Genomic DNA, 25,704 nt, shown 5'->3' on the forward strand with positions numbered 1-25,704 from the left:
ATATAAAAGAGGTGAATAACGATGTCGGTGTCCATATATTACGAAGCGAGAAGAGGCCATGGGCTGAGCGATGAAGAAACGGCAGAGATCAGTGCGATAGTTGACAGATACTGCACACAGTATCCCTTTGATGAAAAGTACGAGGATCTCTGCCTGTATGATGGTCATTTCTGCTCAGAAGATACAGTGCTGCAAGGCTCAACAGCCCTGCCCGCAGGCAGCGACATCGTGTATGATATACTATGTTACTGGCTCGAATGTCTGACAGAGCTTACAAGATATCTTCAAGGCTGCCAGTGGCACGTAAACCTTGATGATATGGACCTGACCTGGGATGAGGACAGCGGATGGCTGCCCGATATCTGAATGTAGCAAGAGAGGAAAGTAAACAGTAAAATGAAGATGAGATTTTTATCAGCTGTTATCGCGGCAGTGCTGATGTCAGGCTGCTTAGCGGCGTGCGGCAACGAGATTCAAGATAACAAGGACGTGACCGCAGACCTTCTGACGGCGGACGAGGATATCACCGATGAGGAGACTACCGCGGAAGAAGTAGTCACCCCCGTGCCCGAAGAGGAAGATACCAAAGATGAAGTCAAGAGCTTCAAGGAAGTCAAGATAAAGGCGGCGGAGCTTAAATACAAAAAGTCCGAAAAGACCTATCAGGCGGAAAAAGGCAAGCTGAGCGGCACTGCCGCAGAAGCCTCCAAGCGCAAGGGCTATGAGGGCAGCGGCTACGTATCTGGTATTTCTCAGGAAAGCGACTGGGAGCTTGAATTTGATGTCCCCACAGACCAGTTCTATAATATAGTACTGACAGTTGGTTCGGACGAAGCCGCAAGCGGCGGATTCAGCCTTGACGGCAGCAAGTACAGCGAGTTCACCGTTGTAAACGAGGATAATGAGGGCAGATTCGAGAATATCTCCTTCAAAAACGTAAAGCTGAAAAAAGGCAAGCATAAGGCGGCGTTTATCCCCGAAACAGGCTTGATCGATATCGACCAGATAAAGATCATCGCCAGCGATGAGATAAGCAAACTCAGCCTTAATGCCACAGGTGCTGTGCTTTCCGATAAGGAAGCCGAGTACAACGCAAAGGCGCTGTACAGGCTTATCTGCAATAACTACGGCACAAGGGTGCTCCTCGCCCAGAACGATACTGCAGGCACCAATTACGAAAGCGAACTGATACATAAAGTTACAGGCAAATACCCCGCTATCCGCCTTGGTGACATGATGTACATCACTGGCGCCAAGCACGCCGATCAGTCCTCCGCTGAGATCGCAGAAGCCCTCACATGGCATAAAGACGGCGGTATTGTAGGATATATGTGGAACTGGACTTCACCAAACAAGCCCGATGACAGCGAGAGCGTATATGCCGAGAATGCAAAATTCGATATATCCAAGGCAGTCACAGATGAGAATATAGCCCTCCTTGACCCCGATACCCTTGCAGAAATGGCTGAGGAAGGCACTATATCCGATGAATGTCTTAAGATAATCACCGATATAGATAAGGTGTCCGAACAGCTGATAAAACTCCGCGATGACGGTGTGCCCGTGCTGTGGCGACCTTTGCAGGAAGCTTCCAACGGTCTGTACTGGTGGGGAAAGGATGCTGATTCCTATATATGGCTCTGGCAGACGATGTATGCCCGCATGACAGGTTACCATGGTCTGCATAACCTGGTATGGGTGTGGTCGGCACAGAACGTCAACTGGTATGTTGGCGGAGATTACTGCGATGTCCTCTCAGCGGACGTATACGGCAGCGATAAGAGCGGTCAGGTGAATGCACTGCTATATCTTCAGAACGTAGCCGGCGGCAAGCCAATAGCTATGAGCGAATGCGACCGTATGCCACTTATACAAAATCTTGCCGATGAACACGCTATGTGGGCGTATATCGGACAGTGGGGCGGAAGCTGTATGGTAAACGAGGAAGGCGGTCTTTCAGAAGAATTCAACACCGAAAAAGACCTTATCACCATGTATAACAATAACCTCACCATAACCCGCGATAAGCTTCCCGATCTTATGACAATGGCTACGGAGATAAAGAAAGAGGAAGAAAAAGCCGCTAAGAATAAGTCAAAGAAAGCTAAGGAGAAAAATAAATCCGAGGACTAAACACGATCTTGCGCACAGTGCCAAGGAGGGGAGCTTTTGCTCAAGCTTTTCGCGAAAAGCTTGCGAGGATGTTTGCACAGTCAGCAAAGCTGACTGTTGGCAGAGCCCTCAATCACCAAGGCAAGAAACCAAAATGCACAGCGAACAATAAGAGAAAAGCGAACTCACGACCAAGAGGGCGCGGCAATATCAAAATCTTGAGCGTGGACAATCAAACGTCCACGCTCTTTCTATCTGCGGATATTATTGCCGCGACCGCCGTCAAACAGCGATAGCGTCTTTGACGGCTCGACCCGAGGAACGAGGGGCGAAAGCTCGCATACCAGCGAATACCAAAGTATACGCTGGCATTCCAAACGATGCGACCGTATGCATACGCTTAAACTACGTCCGTAAAATTATTGCCGTACCAGAAATCAACGGCGATATACCACAGCCAACACAGTCGCTGTTAGTTGATTTCTCGCCCCGAGGAACAAGGGGCACCCCTTGCCAAAGCTCAAACAAAAATGTTCCACGTGGAACATTTGTTTTGATTCAAAGCCAAACTGCCCCATCACAATTCCTTCCCCCCACCGCATGCAGGGAAAGAATTAACTATGAAGTGATGTGCTAAAGATAACCATATAATACAACGCCCCGAAGCGACCCGCAGATCACTTCGGGGCTAAATATTACCTCGATAAAACAAAGACAAAATAAAAAAGCCCGCATATGCGGACTTTTAAAAATTCCGGAAATTACTCCTCGGTCTTAGCCTCGATGAACTTAACGATATCACCAACAGTCTTGATGTTCTCAACTTCCTCATCGGGGATCTCAAGATCAAAGCTCTCTTCAATATTCATGACCAGATCAACAACGTCCAGAGAGTCAGCACCCAGATCTTCAGTGATAGAAGCGTCTGTTGTTACCTTATCCTCGTCAACGTCGAGCTGCTCAACAATGATCTCACGAATCTTGTCAAATACCATGTTCATTTCCCTCCATTCTATACATTACTGGAATTCTCAGCAAAGCATTCGCCCTGCGTGGTATCAGAATGCGGAAACTCTTCAAAGTCTCCGACAACCCTAAACTTATTATAGCGACTATTTATCATTTCGTCAAGCCCTTTTTGAAATTTTCTTTGTAAATTTTGAAGACTTTCCGAAATAAAAGCCGAAATGTTTTCCGCGGTCTGAGTAGGGTCATTATGCGCCCCTCCGTCAGCCTCGGGAATGATGTGATCGCACACCTTTAATCTTACAAGATCCTCCGCTGTTATCTTCATGATATCGCAGGCTTCACGCTCGCGGGAAGCGTCTTTCCAGAGGATACTTGCAAAGCCCTTTGGGGATATCACAGAGTACAAAGCGTTTTCAAGCATAGCCAGTTCATCGCATACAGCCAGTGCCAAAGCACCGCCCGAACCGCCTTCACCAAGTATTATGGATATAACAGGGGTCTTCAGGGTCATGAACTCCATTATGTTGCGGGCTATAGCCTCGCCCTGACCTCTCTTTTCAGCCTCAACACCGGGATATGCACCGGGGGTGTCAACAAGGCATATAACAGGTCTGTGGAACTTTTCAGCCTGACGTGCCAGCCTTAATGCCTTGCGGTAGCCCTCGGGATGGGGCATACCGAAGTTGCACTCCTGATTTTCTTCAAGGTCGCGACCCTTGACCTCGGCTATGACAGTTACAGGTGTGCCCCCAAAAGAAGCCACACCGCCGATAATAGCCCTGTCATCGCCGCACAGCCTGTCGCCGTGCATCTCAAAGAACTCATCGAATATCATCGGTATGTAATCGAGGGCGGTAGGTCTGCCCTTGTGCCTGATCATATCAAGCCTGCGGCTTGCCGAAAGCTGTTCATTCATTTTCAGCGACCTCCTTTACCTCGGGAGTTTTGTGAAGCTTTATCAGATGAGCAAGTACTCTCCTCATCTTGCTGCGCTCAACTATCATGTCAACAAAGCCGTTATCCAGCATAAATTCCGCCGACTGGAAATCATCAGGGAGCTTCTGCTTGATAGTGCCCTCAATGACACGTCTGCCCGCAAAACCGATAAGCACCTTGGGCTCAGCGATTATGATATCGCCCAGCGAAGCAAAGCTTGCGGTAACACCGCCTGTGGTGGGGTCGGTCATAACGGAGATATACAGCCCGCCAGCCTCATTGTGCCTTGCCACAGCGCCGGATGTCTTAGCCATCTGCATAAGGGATACTATACCCTCCTGCATTCTTGCACCGCCGGAAGCCGTAAAGGCGATAACAGGCAGTTTGTGAGCAGTAGCGTACTCAATGGCGCGGGTTATCCTCTCGCCTACAACACTGCCCATGGAAGCCATCATGTAGTTTGAATCCATAACGATGATGACGATGTCCTCACCGCGTATCTTAGCCCTGCCCGTGAGTACTGCATCGGTAAGCCCCGTCTTTTCACGAAGCTCCTTCTGCTTGTTGTCATACCCCGGGAAATTTATCGGGTTTTTAGATATCATCTTTCTGTCAAACTCACGGAAACTACCGTCGTCAACAGTTATTTTGAGCCTTTCCTTGGCTGTCAGCCTTGAATGGTAATTGCAGTTTGGACAGACCTTGCCGTTCTGATTGAATTCCTCAATAAACGTCACGTTCCTGCATCGCGGACACTTAAAAAGCAGTCCTGTGGGGATATCAGTCTTTTTCCTTGAAGAACTGTCCTCGCCTTTGTCACTGCCAAGACGTTCTCTTACAACTGCGAAAAAGTCCTCAAACTGCATCAGCCTTCACCTCTTTCATCGGCTAAGATGTCTGTGCGGTTAAGAAAACCGTTGTCATAATCGCCCGCGATGAATTCGGGGCGGCGTATAAGTTTCAGCTGGAAATCCACATTGGTGGAAACACCGTCAACTATGAACTCTGCCAGAGCCCAGTTCATCTTTGCGATAGCTTCTTCTCTGTCCTTGCCGTGAACTATCAGCTTGCCTATCATAGAATCGTAATAAGGCGGTATCTCGTAGCCCACATATGCCGCTGTATCCACTCTCACACCAAATCCTCCTGGGATGAACATGGAGTTTATCTTTCCGGGAGAAGGTCTGAAATCCTTGGTGGGGTCTTCAGCATTTATACGGCACTCGATAGCGTGACCTGTAAGCTTTACGTCCTCCTGCTTGATGGAAAGTCTTTCGCCCGAAGCTATCAGCAGCTGCTGCTTAACAAGGTCGATGCCTGTAACAGCCTCAGTGATGGGGTGCTCCACCTGTATACGGGTGTTCATTTCCATAAAGTAGAAATTTCCGTCCTTGTCCACCAGAAATTCGATAGTACCAGCATTTCTGTATCCGCATACTCTCGCCGCGGTAACAGCCGCCTTGCCCATCTTTTCGCGGAGCTCCTGTGTCATGAAAGGCGCAGGTGAGGGCGCTTCTTCCAGCACCTTCTGGTTCCTTCTCTGCATCGAGCAGTCTCTCTCTCCGAGATATATCACATCGCCGTAATCGTCAGCCAGTATCTGTATCTCGATATGCTTTGGGTTCTCGATGAACTTCTCTATGTATACCTCGTCATTTCCGAAGCAGGCAAGAGCTTCCTGCCTTGCGGCTTTCATCTGAGGTTCAAGTTCTTCCTCACTGCGGACTATTCTTATACCGCGTCCGCCGCCGCCAGCCGATGCCTTTACAAGCACGGGGTAGCCAAGGTCGCGTGAAAGGGTCTTTGCAGCATGGATATTTGATATCGCGCCGTCACTGCCCATTATTACGGGAACATCGTTCTCTTTCATCGTTTCCTTAGCCTGAGCCTTGTCGCCCAGCATCTCGATGGAAGTGGCACGAGGTCCGATGAATACTATGCCGCACTTTTCGCACATACGTGCAAATGCCGCATTTTCGGACAAAAATCCGAAGCCGGGGTGTATAGCCTCAGCCCCTGTTATCTCGCAGGCAGAGATTATAGCCCGTACATTAAGATAGCTGTCCTTGCTCTGGGGACCGCCAATGCATACAGCTTCGTCAGCCAGCATAGCGTGCAGAGCATTTTTATCCGCGGTGGAATAGACTGCAACAGTCTTTATGCCCAGCTCACGGGCAGCACGAATAACGCGCACCGCGATCTCGCCGCGGTTGGCAATTAGGATCTTTTTAAACATAGCTTGCTCCTTTTAAGCTCCCGCTTACTTTATTGCAAAGGTTATCTCGCATGAAACAGCCTTCTTGCCGCCCACGGTAGCCAGCGCCTTGCCCACGCCGATAGGTCCCTTGACCTTGATTATCTCAACTTCGATCTCCAGAGTATCACCGGGTACTACCTGCTGACGGAACTTGCAGTCGTTGATACCGCCGAAGAATCCGATCTTGCCCTTGTTTTCGGGAAGTGCCAGCAGAGCCACCGCACCCGCCTGAGCGCACATCTCTACCATCAGCACGCCGGGAGTAACAGGGTACTCGGGGAAATGACCCTTGAACCAGAAATCATCTGCCTTTATGTACTTTGTAGCCTTGACCCTCTTGCCGATCTCCAGCTCATTTATCTCATCGATGAGCAGGAAAGGATCGCGGTGAGGGATAATTTCCATTATCTGTTCTTTGTTCATAAGAACTGCCATATCTATTCCTCCGTTTTATTATTTGTTGTTTCATGTTTTACAGTGACGCCGTCGAAAAGCGAGTCGAGGTCTACGACCTCCATATCCTGTTTGACGGGCTGTGGTGATCTGTTGCCGTCCGTTGTGACTTTCAGCTGTTCTTGTATTTCATTGCCAAAATACTCGCTTACAGCTGTATTACCGTGCCCTGTCAGACCTCTGAACAATGCCGTAAAAAATAACATAGGCAAATAAAACAGCAGAAGCCTTACAGGAATGGAAATAATGATAAATATGCCCATGATAAAGAACGCAAAGATCAGTATGATCATTGACATAAAACCCAAGATCACACTCTCGTCCCGACTCATATCGTCTAAGATGCTCGTTCCGACTAAGACGATCATCGTGAATAAGAATGTCGTCATAATATCTATCTTTCTCAGCATTCGCCATAAAACTTTAATATCCAGCTTTGCATCTTTGTTTTTATCTTCTATAAAAAATATATTTGTAAGCGCCGCGACCGCTGCTGCCACCACCAGGAAAGCCTGTAACAAATAAACTTCAGATTCGGTCAATCTATTTAAAACGATCGATGTTAATACCACAAATACAGATACATTGGTCAGAATAGAACATATAACAAAGAATACTTTGTAAACATTTACGTCTTGGGTATCCTTTTCATATTGTTTATCCTTTCCACTCCGGGTAACCTTTTTATATTGTTTGACCTTTCCATCAGGCAGAAGATAGAATCCGATCTCTTCAGTTTTATGCTTATCTGTTGGCGGAGTTTTAAGTATAAGTGCCACGGATATCTATCCCTCCGTTGTATTATGTTTTACAGCACTGCTGTCGAAAAGAGAATTAAGATCTATGATCTCCATATTCTGTTCAGAGATATCCAGATCGGCGGGCTGCGGTGTTCTATTGCCGTGGTGCGCCTCATCTTGGAAAACAGACGGTATACTGCCGAGAGAATCGTAAGGCTGTTTTACCACGTCCTTTTTTATCGTGCCGTGAGGCATAGAGAGCTTTCCTTTACTTGCCTTTTTAAGGTCGTCAGTAAAATTTCTTACTTCTTTTTTGTTTCTGATCTCTGCTTCTTTTTCACGGTCCGATTCAAGGTTTTTGATCAGTCTTTCCAGAAGAAAGACAGCTATGCCCAAATATCCTATATGAAATACATATGGTATCATCCATGCGTACGCTTTGTCAATAAGCATATCGATCAAGGCAGAAAACCACTCATACTCCAAATAATGGTGATCACTGCTGAATAAATTCATCTTAAAGTTTTCGCTTATAGTCCGCGCTGCAAAGCTACCTATCAAGAGACCGCCGATATACGAGCCATATATCTCTTTGGCGTTGTGTTTCTTATAATCCATACGCTTTATGATCGGTGAAAAGATACTGTACATCATAATTCCTGCTATCACGCCGAACAGACAATGTACAAACAGCCCGTTTATAGAAGCGTGCATCTGTATAACAAAACAATATAGTATCAGTTCACCCAACGTATTTGCCAGCGCAGAGAAAAGAAGAAGTATCGCAAATTTTTTCATTCCCTGTCACCACTTACATCAGTTCTTTGCTCATAAGAACTGCCATTCAATTATCCTCCGTTATATGTGTTCCTGTTTTCAGTGTAATAATCGTACATATCATTCATACTTGCCTTTTTGACCGATATTGCTATCATTCGTCCGAGCTTAAAAAGTGGTGTCACGAAAATAAAGCTCAGTGTGCATACTATGACATATATCTCATATGGTCCTTCCACAGAAGTTTGATCCGTAAGCTCGTATACATAAACAGAGTCAAGAATGTTATAAATTATATAGCTTACGGGGAAAACAAACGCCAGCCATATACCTATCTCCTTGAAATGCTTGCCCACCGCTCTGTCTTTTTCGCCCATGAAACTATCATAGAGTATCAGATAGCTTACAGGCATCAACAGCAGTGGCACCCCGAGATAATAAATAATCCATATAATATCACTTGGCAATTCATCATCGAGTATGTTAAATAATATGGGGATCACAGCTCCCACGATATGTACGCTGAAACAGAAAAACATGAAATTGCGCCTTGGGTGAAGTTCATTCTGATGCATAACGTCACCTCCGACTATCACAAAGCCTGTCCCTTTCAGGAAACCTGCATTACTCCAGCACCATCACAGTCTGTCCGAACTCAACAGCATCGCCGTTGTTTACGCAGATCTCTTTTACTACGCCGTCGAATTCGCTGGGTACTTCGCTCATTACCTTCATGGATTCGATAATGAATATAACATCGCCCTTCTTTATCCTGTCGCCCACCTTTACAAAAGGCTTGCTGTCAGGTGAGGGTGCAGCATAGAATGTGCCAACGATAGGTGCAGTTACCTTTGTACCGCTTACTGCCGCAGCAGCAGGAGCGGGAGCTTCACCGCCCATCGGTGCAGGCATACCTGCGGGCGCACCCATAGGGGGCATCATAGGCATGGGGGCAGGTGCGGGGATATTCCTCTTGCCCTTTAATGTTATAGTCTTGTCGCCGTCTGTTATAGTCAGCTCGGAAAGCTCCTTGGCATTTATTATATCAGCGAGTTTCTCAATGGTTTCAAGGTCAAACTGACCGTATATCTTTTCACTCATAGGTGAATTCTCCTCCTGTAATCAATCGCATTTCTTTATGCAGATGGTAGCGTTGTGTCCGCCGAAGCCCAGCGAGTTGGAAAGTGCTGCTTTCACGGTCATCTCGCGGTTGCCCTCTGTAACATAATCAAGGTCGCACTCGGGGTCTGGTGTGGTGTAGCCGACTGTCTTGTGAACGAAGTCGTTCTTTACTGACAGTGCTGTGATTATAGCCTCAACGCCGCCTGCCGCACCCAGCAGATGTCCTATCATGGACTTTGTAGAGTTTATAACTGTCTTTCTTGCAGCGTCCTCACCCAGCGCCAGCTTTACTGCCTTGGTCTCGTACTTGTCGTTAAGACCTGTGGAAGTGCCGTGAGCGTTGATGTAAGAAACGTCCTCGGGAGCAAGACCTGCTTCTGTGTATGCCATCTTCATTGCGTGAGCCGCCGCATCACCCTCGGGAGAAGGGCTTGTCATGTGGTAAGCATCGCCCGATGCGCCGTAGCCAGCTATCTCAGCGATTATATTTGCACCTCTTGCCTTTGCGTGCTCATACTCTTCCAGAACCAGCATACCTGCGCCCTCACCGAGAACGAAGCCCTGTCTGTTGGCATCGAAAGGTGTTGAAGCCTTATCAAGCTCGGTAGCCTGTGAAAGTGCCTTCATGTTGTTGAAACCGCTTAGTGAGAATCTGGAGATACAAGCCTCTGAACCGCCGCATATGCAGGCATCCAGATAGCCGTCCTTTATCTTGCGGAAAGCTTCGCCGATAGCGTGGGTAGCAGATGCACAGGCTGTGGTGGTACAGTAGTTGTCACCCTTGAAGCCTGTCTTCATAGCAACAGTACCTGCCGCCATATTGCCTATCATCATAGGTATGAAGAATACCGATACCTTGTCGGGCTTCTCGTTGAACTTTGTGACCTCAGCCTCGGTCATGTTAAGTCCGCCGATACCTACACCGATGATAACGCCCACACGGTAAGGATCAAGATCCTTCAGATCGGAACCCGCATTTTCCAGTGCCTGCTTAGAAGCATACAGCGCGAACTGTGTGAATCTGTCCATTCTGCGTGCTTCCTTCTTGTCTATGTAAGCCGATGGGTCAAAATCCTTTACCGCACCGACTATCTTAACGGGAAAATCGCTTGCGTCGAACTGGTCTACATAGCTGAGACCTACCTTGTTCGCCTTAATATTCTCCCAGAATTCATCTACATTCTTACCGAGAGGGTTTACAGTACCCATACCCGTTATAACTACTCTTCTGCTCAATTGAAACACTCCTCGCTTTATGTCCTTACATCATTATGCCGCCGCTTATCTCGATGACCTGACCCGTAACATATGCCGCATCCTTGGAAGCCAGGAAAGATACCACGCCTGCGATATCCTCTACCTCGCCGAAACGCTTCATAGCTATCTGTCCGAGCATAGCATTCTTCTGGTCATCAGTCAGCTTGTCTGTCATAGGTGTCTTTATAAATCCGGGAGCAACCGCATTGCAGGTGATGCCGCGGGAACCCAGCTCCTTGGCAACAGTCTTGGTCATGCCGATGATAGCCGCCTTTGTAGCCGAATAGTTTATCTGTCCGGGATTGCCGTAAACGCCTGCCACGGAAGCCAGATTGATTATCCTGCCCGACTTCTGTCTCATCATCACGTTACCCACGAACTTAGACATATTGAATACGCTCTTCTGGTTTACAGCAACGACCATATCGTACTGCTCCTCGCTCATTCTCGCCATCAGACCGTCGCGGGTGATACCCGCATTGTTTACCAGAACATCTATTGTTCCGAATTCAACCTTGATAGCCTTTACAGTTTCCTCAGCCTGAGCATAGTTTGATACATCGCATATGAACTTCTGTACCTTAACGCCCTCAGCCGCTATCTTTTCCATTATGTCGTTGTCCTCGAACATAGCCTCGCTGATATCATTGAGAGCTATATCAAATCCGTCCTTGGCAAGTCTCAGCGCGATAGCCGCACCGATACCTCTTGCCGAACCGGTTATAAATGCTGTTGCCATTTTATTTTCCTCCGTTTTTATAGTTTCAAGATCGGGTCATCTAAATTTTTATAACGTATCCTTTACATCGATCGCTGCAAAGAGTTTATTACAATTTTCGCAGTATCCTGCTGGTATCGGTGAACGGAATGCTCCCTTAAAATTAGTGTGTAGTTTACGTTCGGAAGACGGGAGATTCATAGGGTTTTCTGGGATCATTCTGAGCTTTTCATCGTTATACCACCATACAGGAATTGATGTGAAAAGGCGGTTTGTTTCGACCTCCATCTTTCCCGCAAACAACTCTTCACCGCATACGGGACACCTTGAGAAAATCATTTTTTCATCATTTTTGTTCTTGTCAAAAAATTTCACTTTGCAAACAAATCCTCTGCCTGTGCAAACATTTCCTCGATTATATCCTTTGCAGGCTTAACTTCGTTGACCATACCCGCGATAGCGCCGCACAGGAACGAACCCTCGTCCAGATTGCCGTCCTGAACTGCCTTTCTCAGCGCACCGAGGGTTATCTTCTCGAACTCGTCGGGGTCGATACCGCCCTCCATCTCACGCTTAGCTAGCTGTTTGAGGAACTTGGTCTTTACGTTTCTGCAGGGGTGACCTGTAGTACGTCCCGTAACTACGCTGTCTGTGTCCTTTGCCTTGATGACCAGCTCCTTGTAAGTCGGGTGTATCTGACACTCCTCAGCCGCCAGAAAACGTGTGCCGACCTGTACGCCCTCAGCGCCCAGCATAAAGCCTGCGCAGATACCTCTGCCGTCAGCTATGCCGCCTGCCGCGATAACAGGTATCTCAACAGCATCAACTACCTGAGGCACAAGGCACATGGTAGTGTTCTCGCCAATGTGTCCGCCTGATTCGGTACCCTCAGCGATAACTGCATCCGCACCGCTTCTTTCCATTCTCTTTGCAAGGGCAACGCTGGGTACAACAGGTATTACCTTTATGCCTGCATTTTTCCAGCCCTCCATGAACTTTCCGGGATTGCCCGCACCTGTTGTTACAAAGGGCACGCCCTCTTCGATGACAAGCTTTGCAAGGTCTTCCGCATTAGGGCTCATCAGCATGATATTCACACCGAAAGGCTTGTCGCCTACAGCTTCCTTTGTAAGCCTTATCTGCTCACGCAGATAGTCTATCGGTGCAGAACCGCCCGCGATTATTCCCGCGCCGCCTGCGTTTGTCACAGCACTGGCAAGAGTATGCTCAGCTATCCATGCCATGCCGCCCTGAAGTATTGGGTACTTTACACCGAGAAGCTCGGTTATCCTTGTTTTTGTGGTAGTCATTGTGCTTACCTCTCTTTTTATTTGATTTCGGGTCAGTTCGCGCTGCCCGACTGATATTCAAAAAATTCCTTTGCCTTGTCCCTCACGGCGACGTCGGCATTTTCGTTGTTTATAACGCTTTCAAGTACGGAGAGCAGTTCGCTTTTGTCCTTTGCCCCGTTTATGCACCTGTTGAGCATCCATACGGTGTGCAGTGACGGCGCACGCTTTACTGAAGCTATCAGCAGCGGAAGAAATTCGGGATAAAAACGTTCTATAAAATGCACCATAGCCCCCGGCATACCAAAATCATCCAGCGGATGACGTTCCATGATACCCAGCAGAGCATCTATTGTCTCAAAGCCCGCTCCCTCTGCTTCCATCTCGGATATTATATCTTCCGAGTCATACTCAAAATCGTCCGAGCCCACAAGGCTCTCCAGTTTTTCAAGCAAAGTATCCATAATATCTTTCCCTGCTTTATAATAAAGTCTTAACGATCTCGGGGAGTTTTCTTATATCATCAAGCACCGCGGCACAGCTGTCAGCTTTGCCGAAGCCGTAAGCCGCGTGTATAAACGGGATACCCGCTTCCTTTGCGGCATTTGCATCGCCCTGAGTATCGCCTACATACACACATTCTTCTATGCCCTGTCTTTCCATCACAAGGCGGATATTCCTGCCCTTTGAAAGACCTGTGTTGCCCTCGCATTCGATATCAGCAAAACATTCTGCAAAACCTATCTGCGAAAGGTATACCTCGATATACCCCGACTGACAGTTGCTTACTATACCAAGGGTATATTCCTTTGCAAGTGCCTTGATTATTTCACATTCATCGGGATAAAGGGTAGGCAGACCATCTGTCAGACTGTTCAGATAATCAAGTTCGTCTTCGGAACACATTTTCAGTATCCGTAATCTCTCGGCTTCATCCATATCGGGGAATATGAGCGCCGCTATCTCGGGCAGTGTCTTTCCCATGCACTGTGACCGCATGAACTCGGATGTTATCTGTTCGCTTCTGCCTGCCTTTTCGCGTATGCACTTGTTCCATGAACGCACTACCTGTTCGGAAGAATCCCACAGTGTACCGTCAAGGTCAAAGAGTATGCCTTTCTTCATTAAGCCGCTCTCCTTATTTTTTATCCGAATAATGGTTCTCTATCGCCATTTCGTATTTATCGTATACGTGTCCTCTGCCGTTCGTAAGGGCTTCAAGTTCCCTTATGCAGAGGTCTGCGCTTTTGTCAACAAATCCGCGCACTATATCCATGCTGAAATGTCGAAGCGTACCCTCGATATGCATATCCATATCCGCGTACAGATCGTTTATCAGGTTTTCGGGTTCAAAGCCGTAATCCTTGTACAGCTTTGTCTCAAAAAGCCTTTCGGGAACAGCTATGTTTTTTTCAAGCCCAAATCCCGCCGTTATCTGCGGGTTCAGCAGATTGTAGTCATTATAGAACTCCTCAAACAGACTTTTCTCACCGCGGCGGGTTATCAGCCCCATGTCGATGTAGAACGTCTGCCTGAAAATATTGTCCGATATCAGATGGAAATAGTATCCAAGATATATGGCATCTGTCTTAAGTTCATCAGCATACTTTTCATAAAAAGCCAGGCTGTCGAACCACTTGTACTTTCCATCATCAAATACCGTAATAAAATGGGAATTTCTCTCCTGCTTAACCTTTGCAGGCAATGCATCGGGAAGTATGCATCCCAGTATGAAACCCTCCCTGTCTTTGGGAGCAAGTCTGTCAGCCAGCACTTTTCCCAAAGCGTAATGCATCATTCTTGAACCCATCAGTACTCAAATATTATGCCTGCGTAGGTCAGACCGCCGCCGAAGCCCACGAAGCATATCTTGTCGCCGCGCTTGATGCGTCCCTCGGCTACCGCATCGCAGAAAGCTATGGGTATAGAAGCCGAAGAAGTGTTGCCATAGCGGTCTATGTATACCACCATCTTGTCCATAGATACACCGAGATTCTTAGCGGCAGTCTCTATGATGCGCACATTTGCCTGATGGGGTACTATCGCATCAAGCTCCTCGGGAGTGATACCCGCCTTTTCGCAAGCCTTGGATACTGCCATGGGCAGAGCCTTTGTTGCGAACTTGTATACTTCCTTGCCGTCCTGGGTGAAGTAGTGAAGCTTTGTCTCTGGCATACCCATATCGAACTCTTCCTTGTTCTTGCGGAATACGTTCTCGGACTTCATAGCCCTTGATACCAGGAACTTAGCACCGTTACCGTCAGCCCCGAGGAAAGAAGACCACAGGGTATCGGGCTTTCTCTCCAGCACGAATGCCGCAGCGCCGTCACCGAAGAGTATGCAGCTTGACCTGTCAGTATAATCGGTGAACTTTGAAAGCTCCTCAGCCGATACAAGAAGGACTCTGTTCACATCGTCCTCAGCCACAAGATATCTTCTCGCCATATCCAGACCGTAGTCAAAGCCTGTGCAGGCACAGTTGATATCCATTGCCATACAGCCGATAGCACCAAGCTCGCGCTGTATTAGGCAGGCGGTAGAGGGGGTATAATAATCGGGAGTAACCGTACAGCAGATGATAAGATCAATGTCCTCCGCTTTCAGACCTGCGTCCTCCAGAGCCTTTTCCGCCGCCCTTGCACCTATCCAGTAGGTAGGCTCACCGTTGGTGATGTGGCGTGTCTTTATGCCCGTACGCTGAGTTATCCACTCGTCGCTGGTGTCCACTATCTTTGCGAAATCCTCATTATCAGCTATCATCTCGGGCACATACTTGCCTATGCCCAGTACCTTTACTCCCGTTACCTTTTTCATTTGTGACAATGTAATATCCTCCTTGAAAAAACTATATCTGTATCATATATGATCCCACATCGGTATCGCGGACATATTTACCCAAAAGTCCGAAAATTCGCCGTCTGCGGAATATCTGTATCTTATTTTCGATATGTACGAAACGGACATTTCCCACATCTGTGCAACGACTGAAAAGCTCCGCCTTACAGCATTATTTTGAATATTCCGTTACCGTACTGAAAAAACATACAAAAGCCTTGCAATATGGCTGAAACTGTGCTATAATTATATTTCAGTACTGACGAGAGGGCATTATGACCCTACAACGCAGCCTACCTTTCAATTATAAACCTTTTTTACTGGCAATTCAATTAACAAATCATGAACAACTGTGTTGTTTTCTGAAAATTCAAGGAATTTTTCATAGAATCTCGGGGGTTAGTTAATAATTTGTGACTGTTTTTGAAATTTATTTGCAAAAATTATTTCATTTAACCAAAGTCGCTTCATACAAGTTAACCTGACGTAAATTATGCGCAGTGAACATATGTCGGGATGAATGACATTACATCATACAAACATATAATATACAGGAGGAACATTATGGCAAAGAATGTATTTTTATTCTCGGGACAGGGCTCCCAGTACACAGGCATGGCTAAGGAGCTTTGCGAGAAGTATCCCGCTGCAAAGGCAGTATTTGATAAGGCGAATGAAGTTCTCGGCTACGATATAGCCGATATCGCCTTCAACGGCCCCGATGAGGAACTCAACAAGACCATCAATTCTCAGCCCGCAATAATGGCTTGCTCTCTTGCAGCCTTTGAAGCCGCAAAAGCCGAGGGTATCACCTTTGAGGGCGTTGCAGGTCACTCTCTGGGTGAATATGCAGCAATGGTAGCAGCAGGTGTTGTTTCCATCGAGGACGGCTTCAAGCTGATAAAGGCAAGAGCTTCCGCTATGCAGAAAGCAGCCGAGAGCGCAAGCGGTGCCATGTACGCTATAATCGGTCTTGAAGCTGCCGAGGTAGAGAAGATATGCGAGGAGACCGAAGGCTATGTAGTACCCGTAAACTATAACTCGTCTGTACAGACAGTCATCGCGGGCGATACCGCAGCCTGCGAATCCGCAGCAGCAAAGTTCGCCGAGATGAAGAAAAAAGCCATCAAGCTGAACGTTGCCAGCGCATTCCACTCCAAGCTGATGCAGCCCGCAGCCGATGAATTCATCACTGCCGCTAAGGAGATAACTTTCAAACCCGCCGAAAAGGAATTCTATTCCAACGTCCTGGGCACTAAGCTCACAGATTTCTCCGATATGCCCGAACTGCTTGCAAAGCACATAGTTTCACCAGTTAAGTTCACATCTGAGCTTGCGGAGATGGAAAATGCAGGCTACGAGAATTTCATCGAGCTGGGGCCCAACAAGGTTCTTACAGGTCTTGTAAAGAAGACACTCAAAGGTAAAAACGCTGTAAATATCGAGAACGAAGCTACTCTTGCCAAGGCACTTGAAAGCCTGAACGGATAAGATGTTAATTCCCCTCGTTTACAGCGAGGGGATTTTTATACGCCGAACAATGACCAGCGGTCATAATTTATTTAAGATAAGATAGGGGAATAATATGGAAAAGTTCAACGCGATCATAAGCGAGATAGACGGCTACGTCTGGGGTATACCGCTTATTGTCATGATAATGTTCTGCGGACTGCTGCTTACTGTCCGCATAGGTCTGCTGCAAATACGTAAACTCGGTCTTGCGCTGAAATATATGTTCAAGGACGAAGAAAACGGCAACGGTGAGGTATCTAGCTTTCAGGCACTTTGTACCGCACTTTCCGCAACGGTTGGCACAGGAAACATCGTTGGTGTGGCAACAGCCCTGTGCGCAGGCGGACCCGGTGCGCTTCTCTGGATGGAGATCGCCGCATTCCTCGGCATGGCTACAAAGTACGCCGAAGGTCTGCTTGCCATAAAGTACCGCCGCAAGGATAAAAACGGCAATATGCTGGGCGGACCTTTCTACTACATAGAAAGCGGCATGGGCGAAAAATGGAAATGGCTGGCAAAACTCTTCGCCCTGTTCGGTGTCCTCGCAGGACTTATGGGCATAGGCACCATAACCCAGATAAACGGCATAACCTCAGCCGCCAATGGTTTCTTCGACCCAAATAGCAAACATACAGTAAACATCTTCGGCACCGATTACACATATACCACCATCATTGCGGGTATAATAATAACAGTATTCGCCGCCCTGATAATCATCGGCGGCATCAAGAGGATAGCTACCGTTTCCGAAGTCGTAGTTCCCGCAATGATACTGATATACGTGGGCAGCTGCTTGCTGATAATCTTCACTCATCTGTCTGATATCCCCGACGCTGTATCACAGATAGTCAAGGGCGCATTCGGTTTACGACCCCTCGCAGGCGGACTTTCAGGCTTTGCACTTATGAAAGCTTCCATGCGTAGCGGTGTTTCAAGAGGTATCTTCTCCAACGAAGCAGGACTGGGTTCAGCACCTATCGCCGCAGCCGCCGCAAGAACCAACGAACCTGTCCGTCAGGGTCTTGTCACCATGACAGGCACTTTCATCGATACTATCATAGTATGCACCATGACAGGACTTTCCATCGTTATAGCAGGCAGCCATGAAAAAGATCTTAAAGGCGTAGCCGTAACCACAGATGCATTCTGCCACGGTCTGCCTTTTCCCGAAAAAGTCTCCTCATTCATGCTGATGTGCTGTCTGGCAGTTTTCGCATTCACAACCATACTCGGCTGGAATTACTATTCCGAGCGCTGTCTTTCCTACCTCACAGGTTCAAAAAAATCCGTAACAGCTCTCTATAAATGGGTGTACATAGCTTTCGTTTTCATAGGACCCTACCTCACAGTTGAAGCTGTATGGAATCTGGCAGATATCTTCAACGGACTAATGGCACTCCCGAATATCATAGCCATAGTATTTCTTTCAGGCACAGTAAGCAAAGAAACCAAAGACTACTTCAAACGCCTGAAACAAAGCCACTCCGCCTGACGTTAGTGCGATGATGAAAAGTATGTGAAAATTAGCACTCTCCTATTGACAGTGCTAAAATTAGTGGTATAATATAGTCAGAACAAAGGAACAGAACAGACCGCCATGGAGGTCTGAACTATCCGTCCCGTTGCTCATGGTATAAACATTCGGCAAAAGGTCATAATATGTTTGTATGATGAAAAGGAGGACTGACCTATGTTACTGCCTAGTATTTTTGGAAATGACGTGTTCGATGATATGATGAGTTTTCCGAGGTTTGATGACTTCGGGGACATTGACCGCAAGCTTTACGGCAAGCACGCCGACAGAGTCATGAAGACTGATGTCCGCGAGCACGATGACGGCTTTGAGGTAGATATTGATCTGCCGGGCTTCACCAAGGATGAGATCGAGATCGGTCTGCGTTCGGGATATTTGTCCGTAAGTGCCGCAAAGGGGCTCGATAAGGACAACAAAGACCCGCAGGGCAAGCTGATAAGGCAGGAGCGCTACGCAGGCGCAATGCAGAGAAGCTACTATGTAGGCAAGGAGCTCACCGAGAATGATATCAAAGCTAAGTTTGAAAACGGTGTCCTCAGCCTGTATGTTCCCAAGAAAGAGCCGCAGAAAGCTATCCCCGAGACCAAGCGCATAGCTATCGAATAAATAATTCAGGCACTTCTGTCACGATGGCAGAAGTGCCTTTTTGCAGATCAAAAACAGCAGTACCCCAAGCGGATACTGCTGTTTGTCTTTAGTATTCAAACTTTTCAAAGCTTACTTCAAAAGTTCCCTTGTCGGTATATATAACGTCAATATTTTCCACATCGAAAATATCATTGTAATAGATGTGGAAATCGATACTGCCGTCACGCATTATCGTAATGCAGATGATAGGCATCGACTCAAGGAAAAGCTCTTTCGACATAGGCATACGTTGTTTTTCGCTCATGACCATTCCATCGCTGTCCGCAAATTTATCCAGCGCCACCATCTTGACCTGATAGTCGATATCCGCCTTGTGTTCCATGATATACATAAACTTTTCAAGACCGCGTGTGATATCGTCAACGCCGTCCACATCACATTCTATCGTTATGTCGCAGGGGTCATCGATGTCATCATACCAGTCCACCATGCCCTCGTATTCATATGTGTTGTACTTTATGCCGTTAAAGTACAAAGGTCCCCACGGAGTATCTACATGAGGGTCAACAGGTTTTTCGGGCTTTTCTTTTTTGCCGAACAGTTTTCCAAATAATGACATATTTCCTCGCTCCTATCGTTCAGATATCACTTGCAGAAACACTCGATATATCTTTCGATACAGCTGTCTATGGTCTTTACAGCTTCATCCACGTTCTTGACATCATCTATAACTGTGTCCTTGTTTTCAAGGGCTTTGTACACGGTGAAGAAATGCTTCATCTCGTCAAATATGTGGTTGGGAAGTTCGCTGATATCCTTGTATACGTTGTAGGTCGGGTCATTGAAAGGTATGCAGATTATCTTTTCATCAGCCGCACCGTTATCCATCATCATTATCATGCCGATGGGATAGCAGTCCACCAGAGAGAGGGGCTGAAGCGTTTCGGAACACAGCACCAGAACGTCCAGCGGGTCGCCGTCTTCGGCGTATGTGCGGGGGATAAAGCCGTAATTTGCGGGATAGTGGGTAGATGTATACAGTATCCTGTCCATCTTCAGCAGTCCCGTAGCCTTGTCCAGCTCGTACTTTACCTTTGAACCCTTGGGTATCTCCACAACGGCTGTGAACTTGTTTTTTGATATCGCCTTGGGTGATATGTCGTGCCAGATATTCATATCTTTACCTCCCTGTTGTTATTTCCATTATCTTACAGGATCTTTCCGCCTTACATCATTGTTCTGCCAGATACATCCCGACTTCTTCCAGCGCTTCGGGTATATCGAATACTGTCTCGCCTTCAAGCTCCACAGCTGAAAGGCTTCCCTGCTGTTCATCGGTGAAAGTATTCCACATTGAGCATGGGTCATCGGTCTTCGTTACGCCCAGCTTTTCAAGGAGTTTTTCAGCCTTAGCCTTTTTCGGGGTATACAGCATGAACTCCTGATAGTCCATGAAGTACAGTTCTTCCTCGGTCTTGTTCGACCCGAAGCCGAATCGGCTCAGACCGTCCTGCACCAGAAGTTCTCCGTAGCGTTTCATTATTGCTCTTGCCACGGCTTTTGTGCAGTTATCGAGATAGTAAACATCGTACTCCTCGCTGTCCTCGCGGGGCAGTTCAAGCAGGAAGAATACAGGCTCGTCCGCCAGTTCGATGAAGCCCTCGGCAAGCTCTGCCATAAGCTCCGCGCTGATTATACCCGTAAAGCTCCCGTCTTTAAATGTGTATCCGCATTCAAGATCCTTAGCGGCAGGTGCGCTTACTCCCTGACAAAATTGAAAAGCCATTGGTATCCCTCCTTTTTGGGTCATTTGATATCCGATCGTATTCGTTTTTAAAATTCAAACAAATGTTCCACGCGGAACATTTGTGTTTGTACTTTTTCTTACTTTCCTCTTGCGGCGATTATCTTCATCATTTCGCCTACATTATTCATGCCCGATACTTCGCCCATCTTGAACTTCATACCAAACTCGTCTTCAACAGCGCCAATCAGCGTGATATGCTCGATGGAATCCCAGTCCTCGATATCGTCTGCGGTGGTATCGGCTGTTATAACTATGCTGTCGTCATCAAAAACATCTCTGAAAACTTCTGTCAGTCTTTTTTTAAGTTCCTTAGCGTCCATTTATTGATCCTCCGTATTGACATTTATTGCTGTATTTTTGCTTTCGCTATGTGCTGAAACTTCCAGCTTCCATATGGTATTTCCATCATCATCGGAGCTCTGCTTTTCAAAGCCCAGCTCCCCGAAAAGTTCAGCCACCATCTTATTTTTCGCGGTGGGGTAATAGTAGCCGTATATCTCGGCTATGCCTTTTGCCTTGCAGGCTTTCACCAGTTCGTCCAGCATAGCGTATTCCATTCCCCTTTTGAGAACACGGCAGCTCATGAGCCACAGTTCAAGGTCCAGCTTATTGCCGTTTATCTTGCCTATGACTTCGGACACCACACCGTTATCGCCGTACTTATCCACAAGCTTGCCGTACAGGGTGATATACTCATCGCTGTTCATACGCTCTTCCATTTCGGTGACGGTATACCTGCGGGTGGTCACGTTGAACTGATTGCTCTTGCCCGCAAGCTGGGCAAGGCGCTGTACATACATTGGCTTGAAAGACGCTATCTCAGCGAACATTTCAAGGCTCTTCAGATAGTCGTTATAGTCCGCGAACTTTGACTGCTCCTGTTTTCTCTGCATATTAGCGGCGTACATTTCGGTACGCTTCAGGTCGTCGGCTGAAAGGCTTACGACTTCAAAGAAACCCGAGCGGTCGATGTTGCGGATATAGTCTGCCACGTTATCCATATCGGGGGCGGCAAATCCGCTGCCTTGTACGATGGCTCTTTCGGCGGGATTATCGTCTGCAAGCACTATAGCGTCAGGCAGGATATCCAGCTCTTTCGCAGTATTTATAAGGTTCTCGCTCTTGGGTTCCCAGTTGGCTTTTATCAGCGTGAAGTCCGCGGGCTTCAATGCGCCCTCGGGGTGTTCAAGTCCTGCAAGAGCATTTTCTTCTTCATTTTTTGAACATACTGTCAAAAGCACACCTATGTCTTTGAGCGATTTGACATATTCCTGCCACTGATAGTAAGCCATAGCTTCAGCAGTTTCCTGCCCTATGGTGAGGTTCTCGGCACCGTCATCGCCTACGATGCCGCCCCAGAGGGTATTATCCAAGTCAAGCGCCAGCACCTTTTTATTTCTTCCGCAAATAGCCTTTATGACCTTTGCGGCTTCAAAGCAGAGGTCGGGTATAAAGCGGATATTAAGGCTGTATTTATAGAGATACCAGTACTGTGGGTCGCTCCAGACATCAAGTCCGCATACTGCCGACAGATAGTTGATATCGTTGAGATAAACTCCGCTTGCGGCGTTTATTTCATCTGCCAGTCTGAGATTCAGTCTTGTAATGTAATTTACAAGACCTCTTTTATCACTGCCGTCGCTGTTGCCCAGCAGGCGGAATGATGGCAGTTCAAAGTTGTTCTGCACTATGGCACAGCCGAAGTTTGATTTCAGGCTTTCCCACATCTGCTTATAGCCTGATATCTCGCTTTCAAGACCCTCGTTTATCTCAGCTTCGGACATTTTGGGGTTCGGCTTGAATGTGAGGTTGCGAAGTCCTGTATGTAGGAAGACTATCTCGGGCTTGAACGCCAGAAGTTCCTCAGAGGGAAACAGTGCTTCCTGCCTGTACTGGGCATATTCACATTCGTAGAACTCTGCCTTGATGCCGTAGTTCAGCAGGAAAAGTTCCAGCACTGATACTATATCCGAGGTGGTAGACCCGCCCAGCACAGCTATGCGCTTTGTCAGCACGGGTGTTGTCTCTTCGGTAAGCCGTCTTTTCAGCGACTTTTTCTTTTTCATTATATACCCGCTGTCAAAGGGGTATTCAAGCTCTTTCATAATCAATCCTCATAGCCGCCGTTGGCATCATCGTCTTTTTCGGAATTGCTGTCGGCATTTCCGTCCTCGGGCTTCGATTCGTTCTCATCGGGCTTTTCTTCGGGCTGGCTCTCCTCGGGTTCTTCCGACTGTATCTCCAGAGGTACTGCGGAATCCTGCACGCGGTTATTGTTTATAGCAGTTATATGCATCTCAGTCGAGCAGGAAGTTATGGAGATGGAGAACAACAGGTCGGTACAGCCTACCGCACGGCAGAACTCAATAGCGTTTTCGTCAAAGTATCTGAAATCACACACGTAGATCTTCTCAAAGCTGTGTGTCAGGAAAGGTACCAGTGCGTTGCCGAAGCTGTCCTTGAAGATGACCAGTGTTCTGCCGTTATCGGCATCTGTGGTAACCTCGGTTATCTCTTCGTCCTGTCCCAGTATTGCGGAGTAGCAGTTTACGCCCTCAGCAAAATCAAAGAACATACTGCCTACTTCACCATTGGTGAAATCAGTATTATAGTATGTTGTTGTATACTCGTTATCAGGCTTGTAGTAGATGAAAGTATCGGGATTTGCTTCCAGCTCGCTGTCATAGTTGCTGTAAGCATACATCGTACCAAGGAAGCCGTTTATCTTGCACTTCTCGTAGGTCTTCAGGTCTGCGTACTTAACGCCTGCCTTTTCAGCAAAGACCTTGCCTGCATAGTAAGCGCCAAGAGGCTGCCAGTGGTGATCGGTACGTGAATAGATATATTCATCGGTATGAGCGCCTATGGCGTCATAAACATCAACATTGATGATGCCGCTGAGTTCGGAAGCGATATTGTCGATATTATCCTTCTGGTCGGCAACTATGTCCTTGAAGTTCTTGGGCATATAGTAAGCCGCAGAGGTAGGTATGGTCATGTTATATACGTTGATCTCAGGCATTTCTTCCTTGTACTTGTTGATAGTCTTGGCATAGAGCGCACCTGTCTCGAACATACCGTAGTAGCCCGCAACAGCGCGGACATCCTTGCCCTTGCCGAATACTATGACATCGCCCTCAAGAACGCCGTCGTCAAGTATCTCAGGGAGTTTGACTACCTCTTCCTTTTTGGTGGTAGTCTTCTTGCCGTCCTTATCCTTAGCCTTGGTGGTAGTTATGGCCTTGGGGTCGGTATTAGCGGTAACTGTGGTAACAGCTGCGCGCTTTTCTTCATCGAGAGTTTCCTTTTCGGCTTTCTTGTGAGTACCGCTTACTTTAGCGCCGCCCAGGTCGATACCTTTCATGCGGTCGTAAGCTGCGCCGAACTTTTTCAGTTCTTCTCTGCCGGGGATAGTATCGGTGAAATAATCATCTATCGCCTTGGTATACTTTCCAGAAAAATAATCCTTTATGCTGAAAGAGGGGAACTCTGCAAGGTTTCTGTTTTCGGAATTTATAAAGCCGCTCTCCCTTTCCATGAAAAGCAGAGAGAAGAATATGGCAAATACCATGCCCACGCACATGATGCAGTTTATAAAGCGGAATTCCAGCTCGTGGTTCTTGGTCTTCTGGCGCTTTGATGCTGACTTCTTCTTGGATTCAGCACTGCGGCGGGCAGATTTCTCGGCGGTATCGCCGGGTCTGTCCTTTTTATTACTGCGGACTTTGTGAATCATATCCGCGAAATCGTAGAGTTCTTCGCTGCCTGCTGTCTTTTCGGCGGTATCCTCTGCGGGTACAGTCTTTTCGCGTACAGGTGCAGCTGCGGACACTTCGGGTGCGGGTGACTTTACTGCGGGTTTTACAGTCTCAGCCTGCTTTGCCTCTGCAGGTATCTCTGCTGAAGGTCTTGCTGATACTGCGGGCGTTACGGCTGCCGCGGAGAACCTCTCAGTTTCGGGCTTTTCAGCCTTTGCGCCTGCTATGCTGAATTCCGCCGTTTTATCCGTAAATTTGGGACTTTCGGCGGGCTGTGCCTTTTCGGTGACTGCGGGAGTTTCAGCCTTTTTGGGTGCTTCAGGCTTCTTCTCGGGAACAGGGTCGCGCAGGTCATCGAGATTCATTTTTGATATGGGCATTTTCAGCGATACTGTGCGCTTATTGGGAGAATCTGCCGCTTTCATCCTGCCTGCCCTGTGGGGTACTTCGCGTACTCTTGCATCGCCGTGGGAGTCTACGTTCATGACCAGCTCCTGCTTGTGGGTAACGCCCATAGCTGCATCGACTACCTCGCCGAAATCGGGGACGGGTGCGGGCTTGGGGGGCTGGGTCATCACAGGAAGAGGAGCAACGAAATCAGGGGGCAGCTGTCTTTTCACGGGAGCCTGCTGCTGTACGGGAGGTACAGGCTGGGCGGGAGTGCCGTAAACAGGCTGGGTGACAGGTGTCTGCTGTGTCTCTTCGGGTTCGTCTTCGCCGTCTATCCAGACGCTCTTTTTGGGTTTCAGCAGAGGACTGTCCGTCCAGATGCTGTGACTGCGCTTGCGGCGGTCTTCCCTTATCTTATCAACTATCTTATCATGCTCGGCAGCACCCTCGCTGACGGGGCTGAAATCCTCGGGCACGAAGCTTTTCAGTTCGCCTACGGGCTTGGTGTTCCTTGCTGTCCTTCTTGATTCGGGGGTGGGGATATCCTTGCCCCCCAGTGTAACGTCGTTCAGCGAACGCTCATATGCTTTTGTCAGCGCCTCCAGGTCAAAAGCGGGAGAGCGCTTGTTATTTTTATTATCCATCATTTA

General features: G+C 47.7%; 28 protein-coding genes. 5 read left to right on the forward strand and 23 right to left on the reverse strand.

Annotated features, from left to right (window positions below):
• Positions 1-21: 21 nt before the first annotated feature.
• Positions 22-366 (forward strand): hypothetical protein, encoded by a 345-nt coding sequence (locus BMY75_RS05480; protein ID WP_074830848.1) that lies wholly within the window; start codon positions 22-24, stop codon positions 364-366.
• Positions 367-396: 30 nt separating this feature from the next.
• Positions 397-2,133: a glycosyl hydrolase gene (locus BMY75_RS05485; RefSeq protein WP_074830851.1), complete on the forward strand. Its 1,737-nt coding sequence runs from the start codon at positions 397-399 to the stop codon at positions 2,131-2,133.
• Positions 2,134-2,873: 740 nt separating this feature from the next.
• Here BMY75_RS05485 and acpP read toward each other — a convergent pair.
• From acpP to BMY75_RS05575, 17 genes are read right to left on the reverse strand one after another with little or no spacing between them, the layout of a single operon-like run.
• Positions 2,874-3,107, reverse strand: coding sequence for an acyl carrier protein (acpP, locus tag BMY75_RS05495; RefSeq protein ID WP_013499722.1), 234 nt, complete (start codon positions 3,105-3,107; stop codon positions 2,874-2,876).
• Positions 3,108-3,124: 17 nt separating this feature from the next.
• The gene (locus BMY75_RS05500) at positions 3,125-3,997 is read right to left on the reverse strand and encodes an acetyl-CoA carboxylase carboxyltransferase subunit alpha (RefSeq protein ID WP_074830857.1); all 873 of its coding nucleotides are present in this window, start codon (positions 3,995-3,997) and stop codon (positions 3,125-3,127) included.
• The gene (gene accD, locus BMY75_RS05505) at positions 3,990-4,883 is read right to left on the reverse strand and encodes an acetyl-CoA carboxylase, carboxyltransferase subunit beta (RefSeq protein ID WP_074830860.1); all 894 of its coding nucleotides are present in this window, start codon (positions 4,881-4,883) and stop codon (positions 3,990-3,992) included. The genes BMY75_RS05500 and accD overlap by 8 nt, the downstream gene beginning before the upstream one ends.
• Positions 4,883-6,253, reverse strand: coding sequence for an acetyl-CoA carboxylase biotin carboxylase subunit (locus BMY75_RS05510; protein WP_074830862.1), 1,371 nt, complete (start codon positions 6,251-6,253; stop codon positions 4,883-4,885). The genes accD and BMY75_RS05510 overlap by 1 nt, the downstream gene beginning before the upstream one ends.
• 24 nt (positions 6,254-6,277) lie before the next feature.
• Positions 6,278-6,709, reverse strand: a complete 432-nt coding sequence (gene fabZ, locus BMY75_RS05515) for a 3-hydroxyacyl-ACP dehydratase FabZ (RefSeq protein WP_024858031.1) — start codon at positions 6,707-6,709, stop codon at positions 6,278-6,280.
• A 2-nt stretch (positions 6,710-6,711) separates the two neighbouring features.
• A complete protein-coding gene (locus BMY75_RS05520) occupies positions 6,712-7,506 on the reverse strand; it encodes a hypothetical protein (protein ID WP_074830864.1) in 795 nt (264 codons plus the stop codon).
• 6 nt (positions 7,507-7,512) lie between these two features.
• Positions 7,513-8,265 carry a hypothetical protein gene (locus tag BMY75_RS05525; protein ID WP_074830866.1) on the reverse strand — a complete coding sequence of 251 codons (753 nt, stop codon included), beginning with the start codon at positions 8,263-8,265 and terminating at the stop codon, positions 7,513-7,515.
• A 50-nt stretch (positions 8,266-8,315) separates the two neighbouring features.
• Complete coding sequence (locus BMY75_RS05530) at positions 8,316-8,819, reverse strand: hypothetical protein (protein ID WP_074830869.1); 504 nt, start codon at positions 8,817-8,819, stop codon at positions 8,316-8,318.
• 49 nt (positions 8,820-8,868) lie between these two features.
• The gene (accB, locus tag BMY75_RS05535; protein ID WP_074830871.1) at positions 8,869-9,345 is read right to left on the reverse strand and encodes an acetyl-CoA carboxylase biotin carboxyl carrier protein; all 477 of its coding nucleotides are present in this window, start codon (positions 9,343-9,345) and stop codon (positions 8,869-8,871) included.
• Positions 9,346-9,366: 21 nt separating this feature from the next.
• Positions 9,367-10,602 (reverse strand): beta-ketoacyl-ACP synthase II, encoded by a 1,236-nt coding sequence (gene fabF, locus BMY75_RS05540; protein ID WP_074830874.1) that lies wholly within the window; start codon positions 10,600-10,602, stop codon positions 9,367-9,369.
• Between the two features lie 25 nt (positions 10,603-10,627).
• Positions 10,628-11,362, reverse strand: a complete 735-nt coding sequence (gene fabG / locus BMY75_RS05545; RefSeq protein ID WP_074830877.1) for a 3-oxoacyl-[acyl-carrier-protein] reductase — start codon at positions 11,360-11,362, stop codon at positions 10,628-10,630.
• A gap of 48 nt (positions 11,363-11,410) precedes the next feature.
• On the reverse strand, positions 11,411-11,716 hold the full coding sequence (locus tag BMY75_RS05550) for a PF20097 family protein (RefSeq protein WP_074830880.1): 306 nt from the start codon (positions 11,714-11,716) through the stop codon (positions 11,411-11,413).
• On the reverse strand, positions 11,713-12,651 hold the full coding sequence (gene fabK / locus BMY75_RS05555; protein ID WP_074830883.1) for an enoyl-[acyl-carrier-protein] reductase FabK: 939 nt from the start codon (positions 12,649-12,651) through the stop codon (positions 11,713-11,715). The genes BMY75_RS05550 and fabK overlap by 4 nt, the downstream gene beginning before the upstream one ends.
• 32 nt (positions 12,652-12,683) lie before the next feature.
• Positions 12,684-13,094: a hypothetical protein gene (locus BMY75_RS05560; protein WP_074830886.1), complete on the reverse strand. Its 411-nt coding sequence runs from the start codon at positions 13,092-13,094 to the stop codon at positions 12,684-12,686.
• A gap of 16 nt (positions 13,095-13,110) precedes the next feature.
• The gene (locus tag BMY75_RS05565) at positions 13,111-13,755 is read right to left on the reverse strand and encodes an HAD family hydrolase (RefSeq protein ID WP_074830889.1); all 645 of its coding nucleotides are present in this window, start codon (positions 13,753-13,755) and stop codon (positions 13,111-13,113) included.
• A 13-nt stretch (positions 13,756-13,768) separates the two neighbouring features.
• The gene (locus BMY75_RS05570; RefSeq protein ID WP_242940173.1) at positions 13,769-14,440 is read right to left on the reverse strand and encodes a hypothetical protein; all 672 of its coding nucleotides are present in this window, start codon (positions 14,438-14,440) and stop codon (positions 13,769-13,771) included.
• Positions 14,440-15,444, reverse strand: coding sequence for a 3-oxoacyl-ACP synthase III family protein (locus BMY75_RS05575; protein ID WP_074830892.1), 1,005 nt, complete (start codon positions 15,442-15,444; stop codon positions 14,440-14,442). The genes BMY75_RS05570 and BMY75_RS05575 overlap by 1 nt, the downstream gene beginning before the upstream one ends.
• A 585-nt stretch (positions 15,445-16,029) precedes the next feature.
• Here BMY75_RS05575 and fabD point away from each other — a divergent pair.
• The 3 genes from fabD (at position 16,030) to BMY75_RS05590 (ending at position 19,117) form a co-directional block, all read left to right on the forward strand.
• A complete protein-coding gene (gene fabD, locus BMY75_RS05580) occupies positions 16,030-16,956 on the forward strand; it encodes an ACP S-malonyltransferase (protein ID WP_074830895.1) in 927 nt (308 codons plus the stop codon).
• Positions 16,957-17,050: 94 nt separating this feature from the next.
• Positions 17,051-18,469 carry an alanine/glycine:cation symporter family protein gene (locus BMY75_RS05585; protein ID WP_170844262.1) on the forward strand — a complete coding sequence of 473 codons (1,419 nt, stop codon included), beginning with the start codon at positions 17,051-17,053 and terminating at the stop codon, positions 18,467-18,469.
• A gap of 198 nt (positions 18,470-18,667) precedes the next feature.
• A complete protein-coding gene (locus BMY75_RS05590; RefSeq protein WP_074830898.1) occupies positions 18,668-19,117 on the forward strand; it encodes an Hsp20/alpha crystallin family protein in 450 nt (149 codons plus the stop codon).
• A gap of 88 nt (positions 19,118-19,205) precedes the next feature.
• Here the strand turns inward: BMY75_RS05590 and BMY75_RS05595 are convergent, their stop codons facing one another.
• From BMY75_RS05595 to BMY75_RS05620, 6 genes are all read right to left on the reverse strand, one after another.
• The gene (locus BMY75_RS05595) at positions 19,206-19,718 is read right to left on the reverse strand and encodes a hypothetical protein (protein WP_074830900.1); all 513 of its coding nucleotides are present in this window, start codon (positions 19,716-19,718) and stop codon (positions 19,206-19,208) included.
• A gap of 26 nt (positions 19,719-19,744) precedes the next feature.
• The gene (locus BMY75_RS05600) at positions 19,745-20,275 is read right to left on the reverse strand and encodes an inorganic diphosphatase (protein WP_074830903.1); all 531 of its coding nucleotides are present in this window, start codon (positions 20,273-20,275) and stop codon (positions 19,745-19,747) included.
• 55 nt (positions 20,276-20,330) lie between these two features.
• Positions 20,331-20,885, reverse strand: coding sequence for a hypothetical protein (locus BMY75_RS05605; RefSeq protein ID WP_074830906.1), 555 nt, complete (start codon positions 20,883-20,885; stop codon positions 20,331-20,333).
• A 98-nt stretch (positions 20,886-20,983) separates the two neighbouring features.
• Positions 20,984-21,226, reverse strand: coding sequence for an acyl carrier protein (locus BMY75_RS05610; protein WP_024858048.1), 243 nt, complete (start codon positions 21,224-21,226; stop codon positions 20,984-20,986).
• On the reverse strand, positions 21,227-23,011 hold the full coding sequence (locus BMY75_RS05615) for an HAD-IIIC family phosphatase (RefSeq protein WP_074830909.1): 1,785 nt from the start codon (positions 23,009-23,011) through the stop codon (positions 21,227-21,229).
• A gap of 2 nt (positions 23,012-23,013) precedes the next feature.
• Positions 23,014-25,701 carry a DHHW family protein gene (locus tag BMY75_RS05620; protein ID WP_074830912.1) on the reverse strand — a complete coding sequence of 896 codons (2,688 nt, stop codon included), beginning with the start codon at positions 25,699-25,701 and terminating at the stop codon, positions 23,014-23,016.
• Positions 25,702-25,704 lie beyond the last annotated feature (3 nt).

Source organism: Hominimerdicola alba (assembly GCF_900109655.1).
GTDB classification, from domain to species: domain Bacteria; phylum Bacillota; class Clostridia; order Oscillospirales; family Ruminococcaceae; genus Hominimerdicola; species Hominimerdicola alba_B.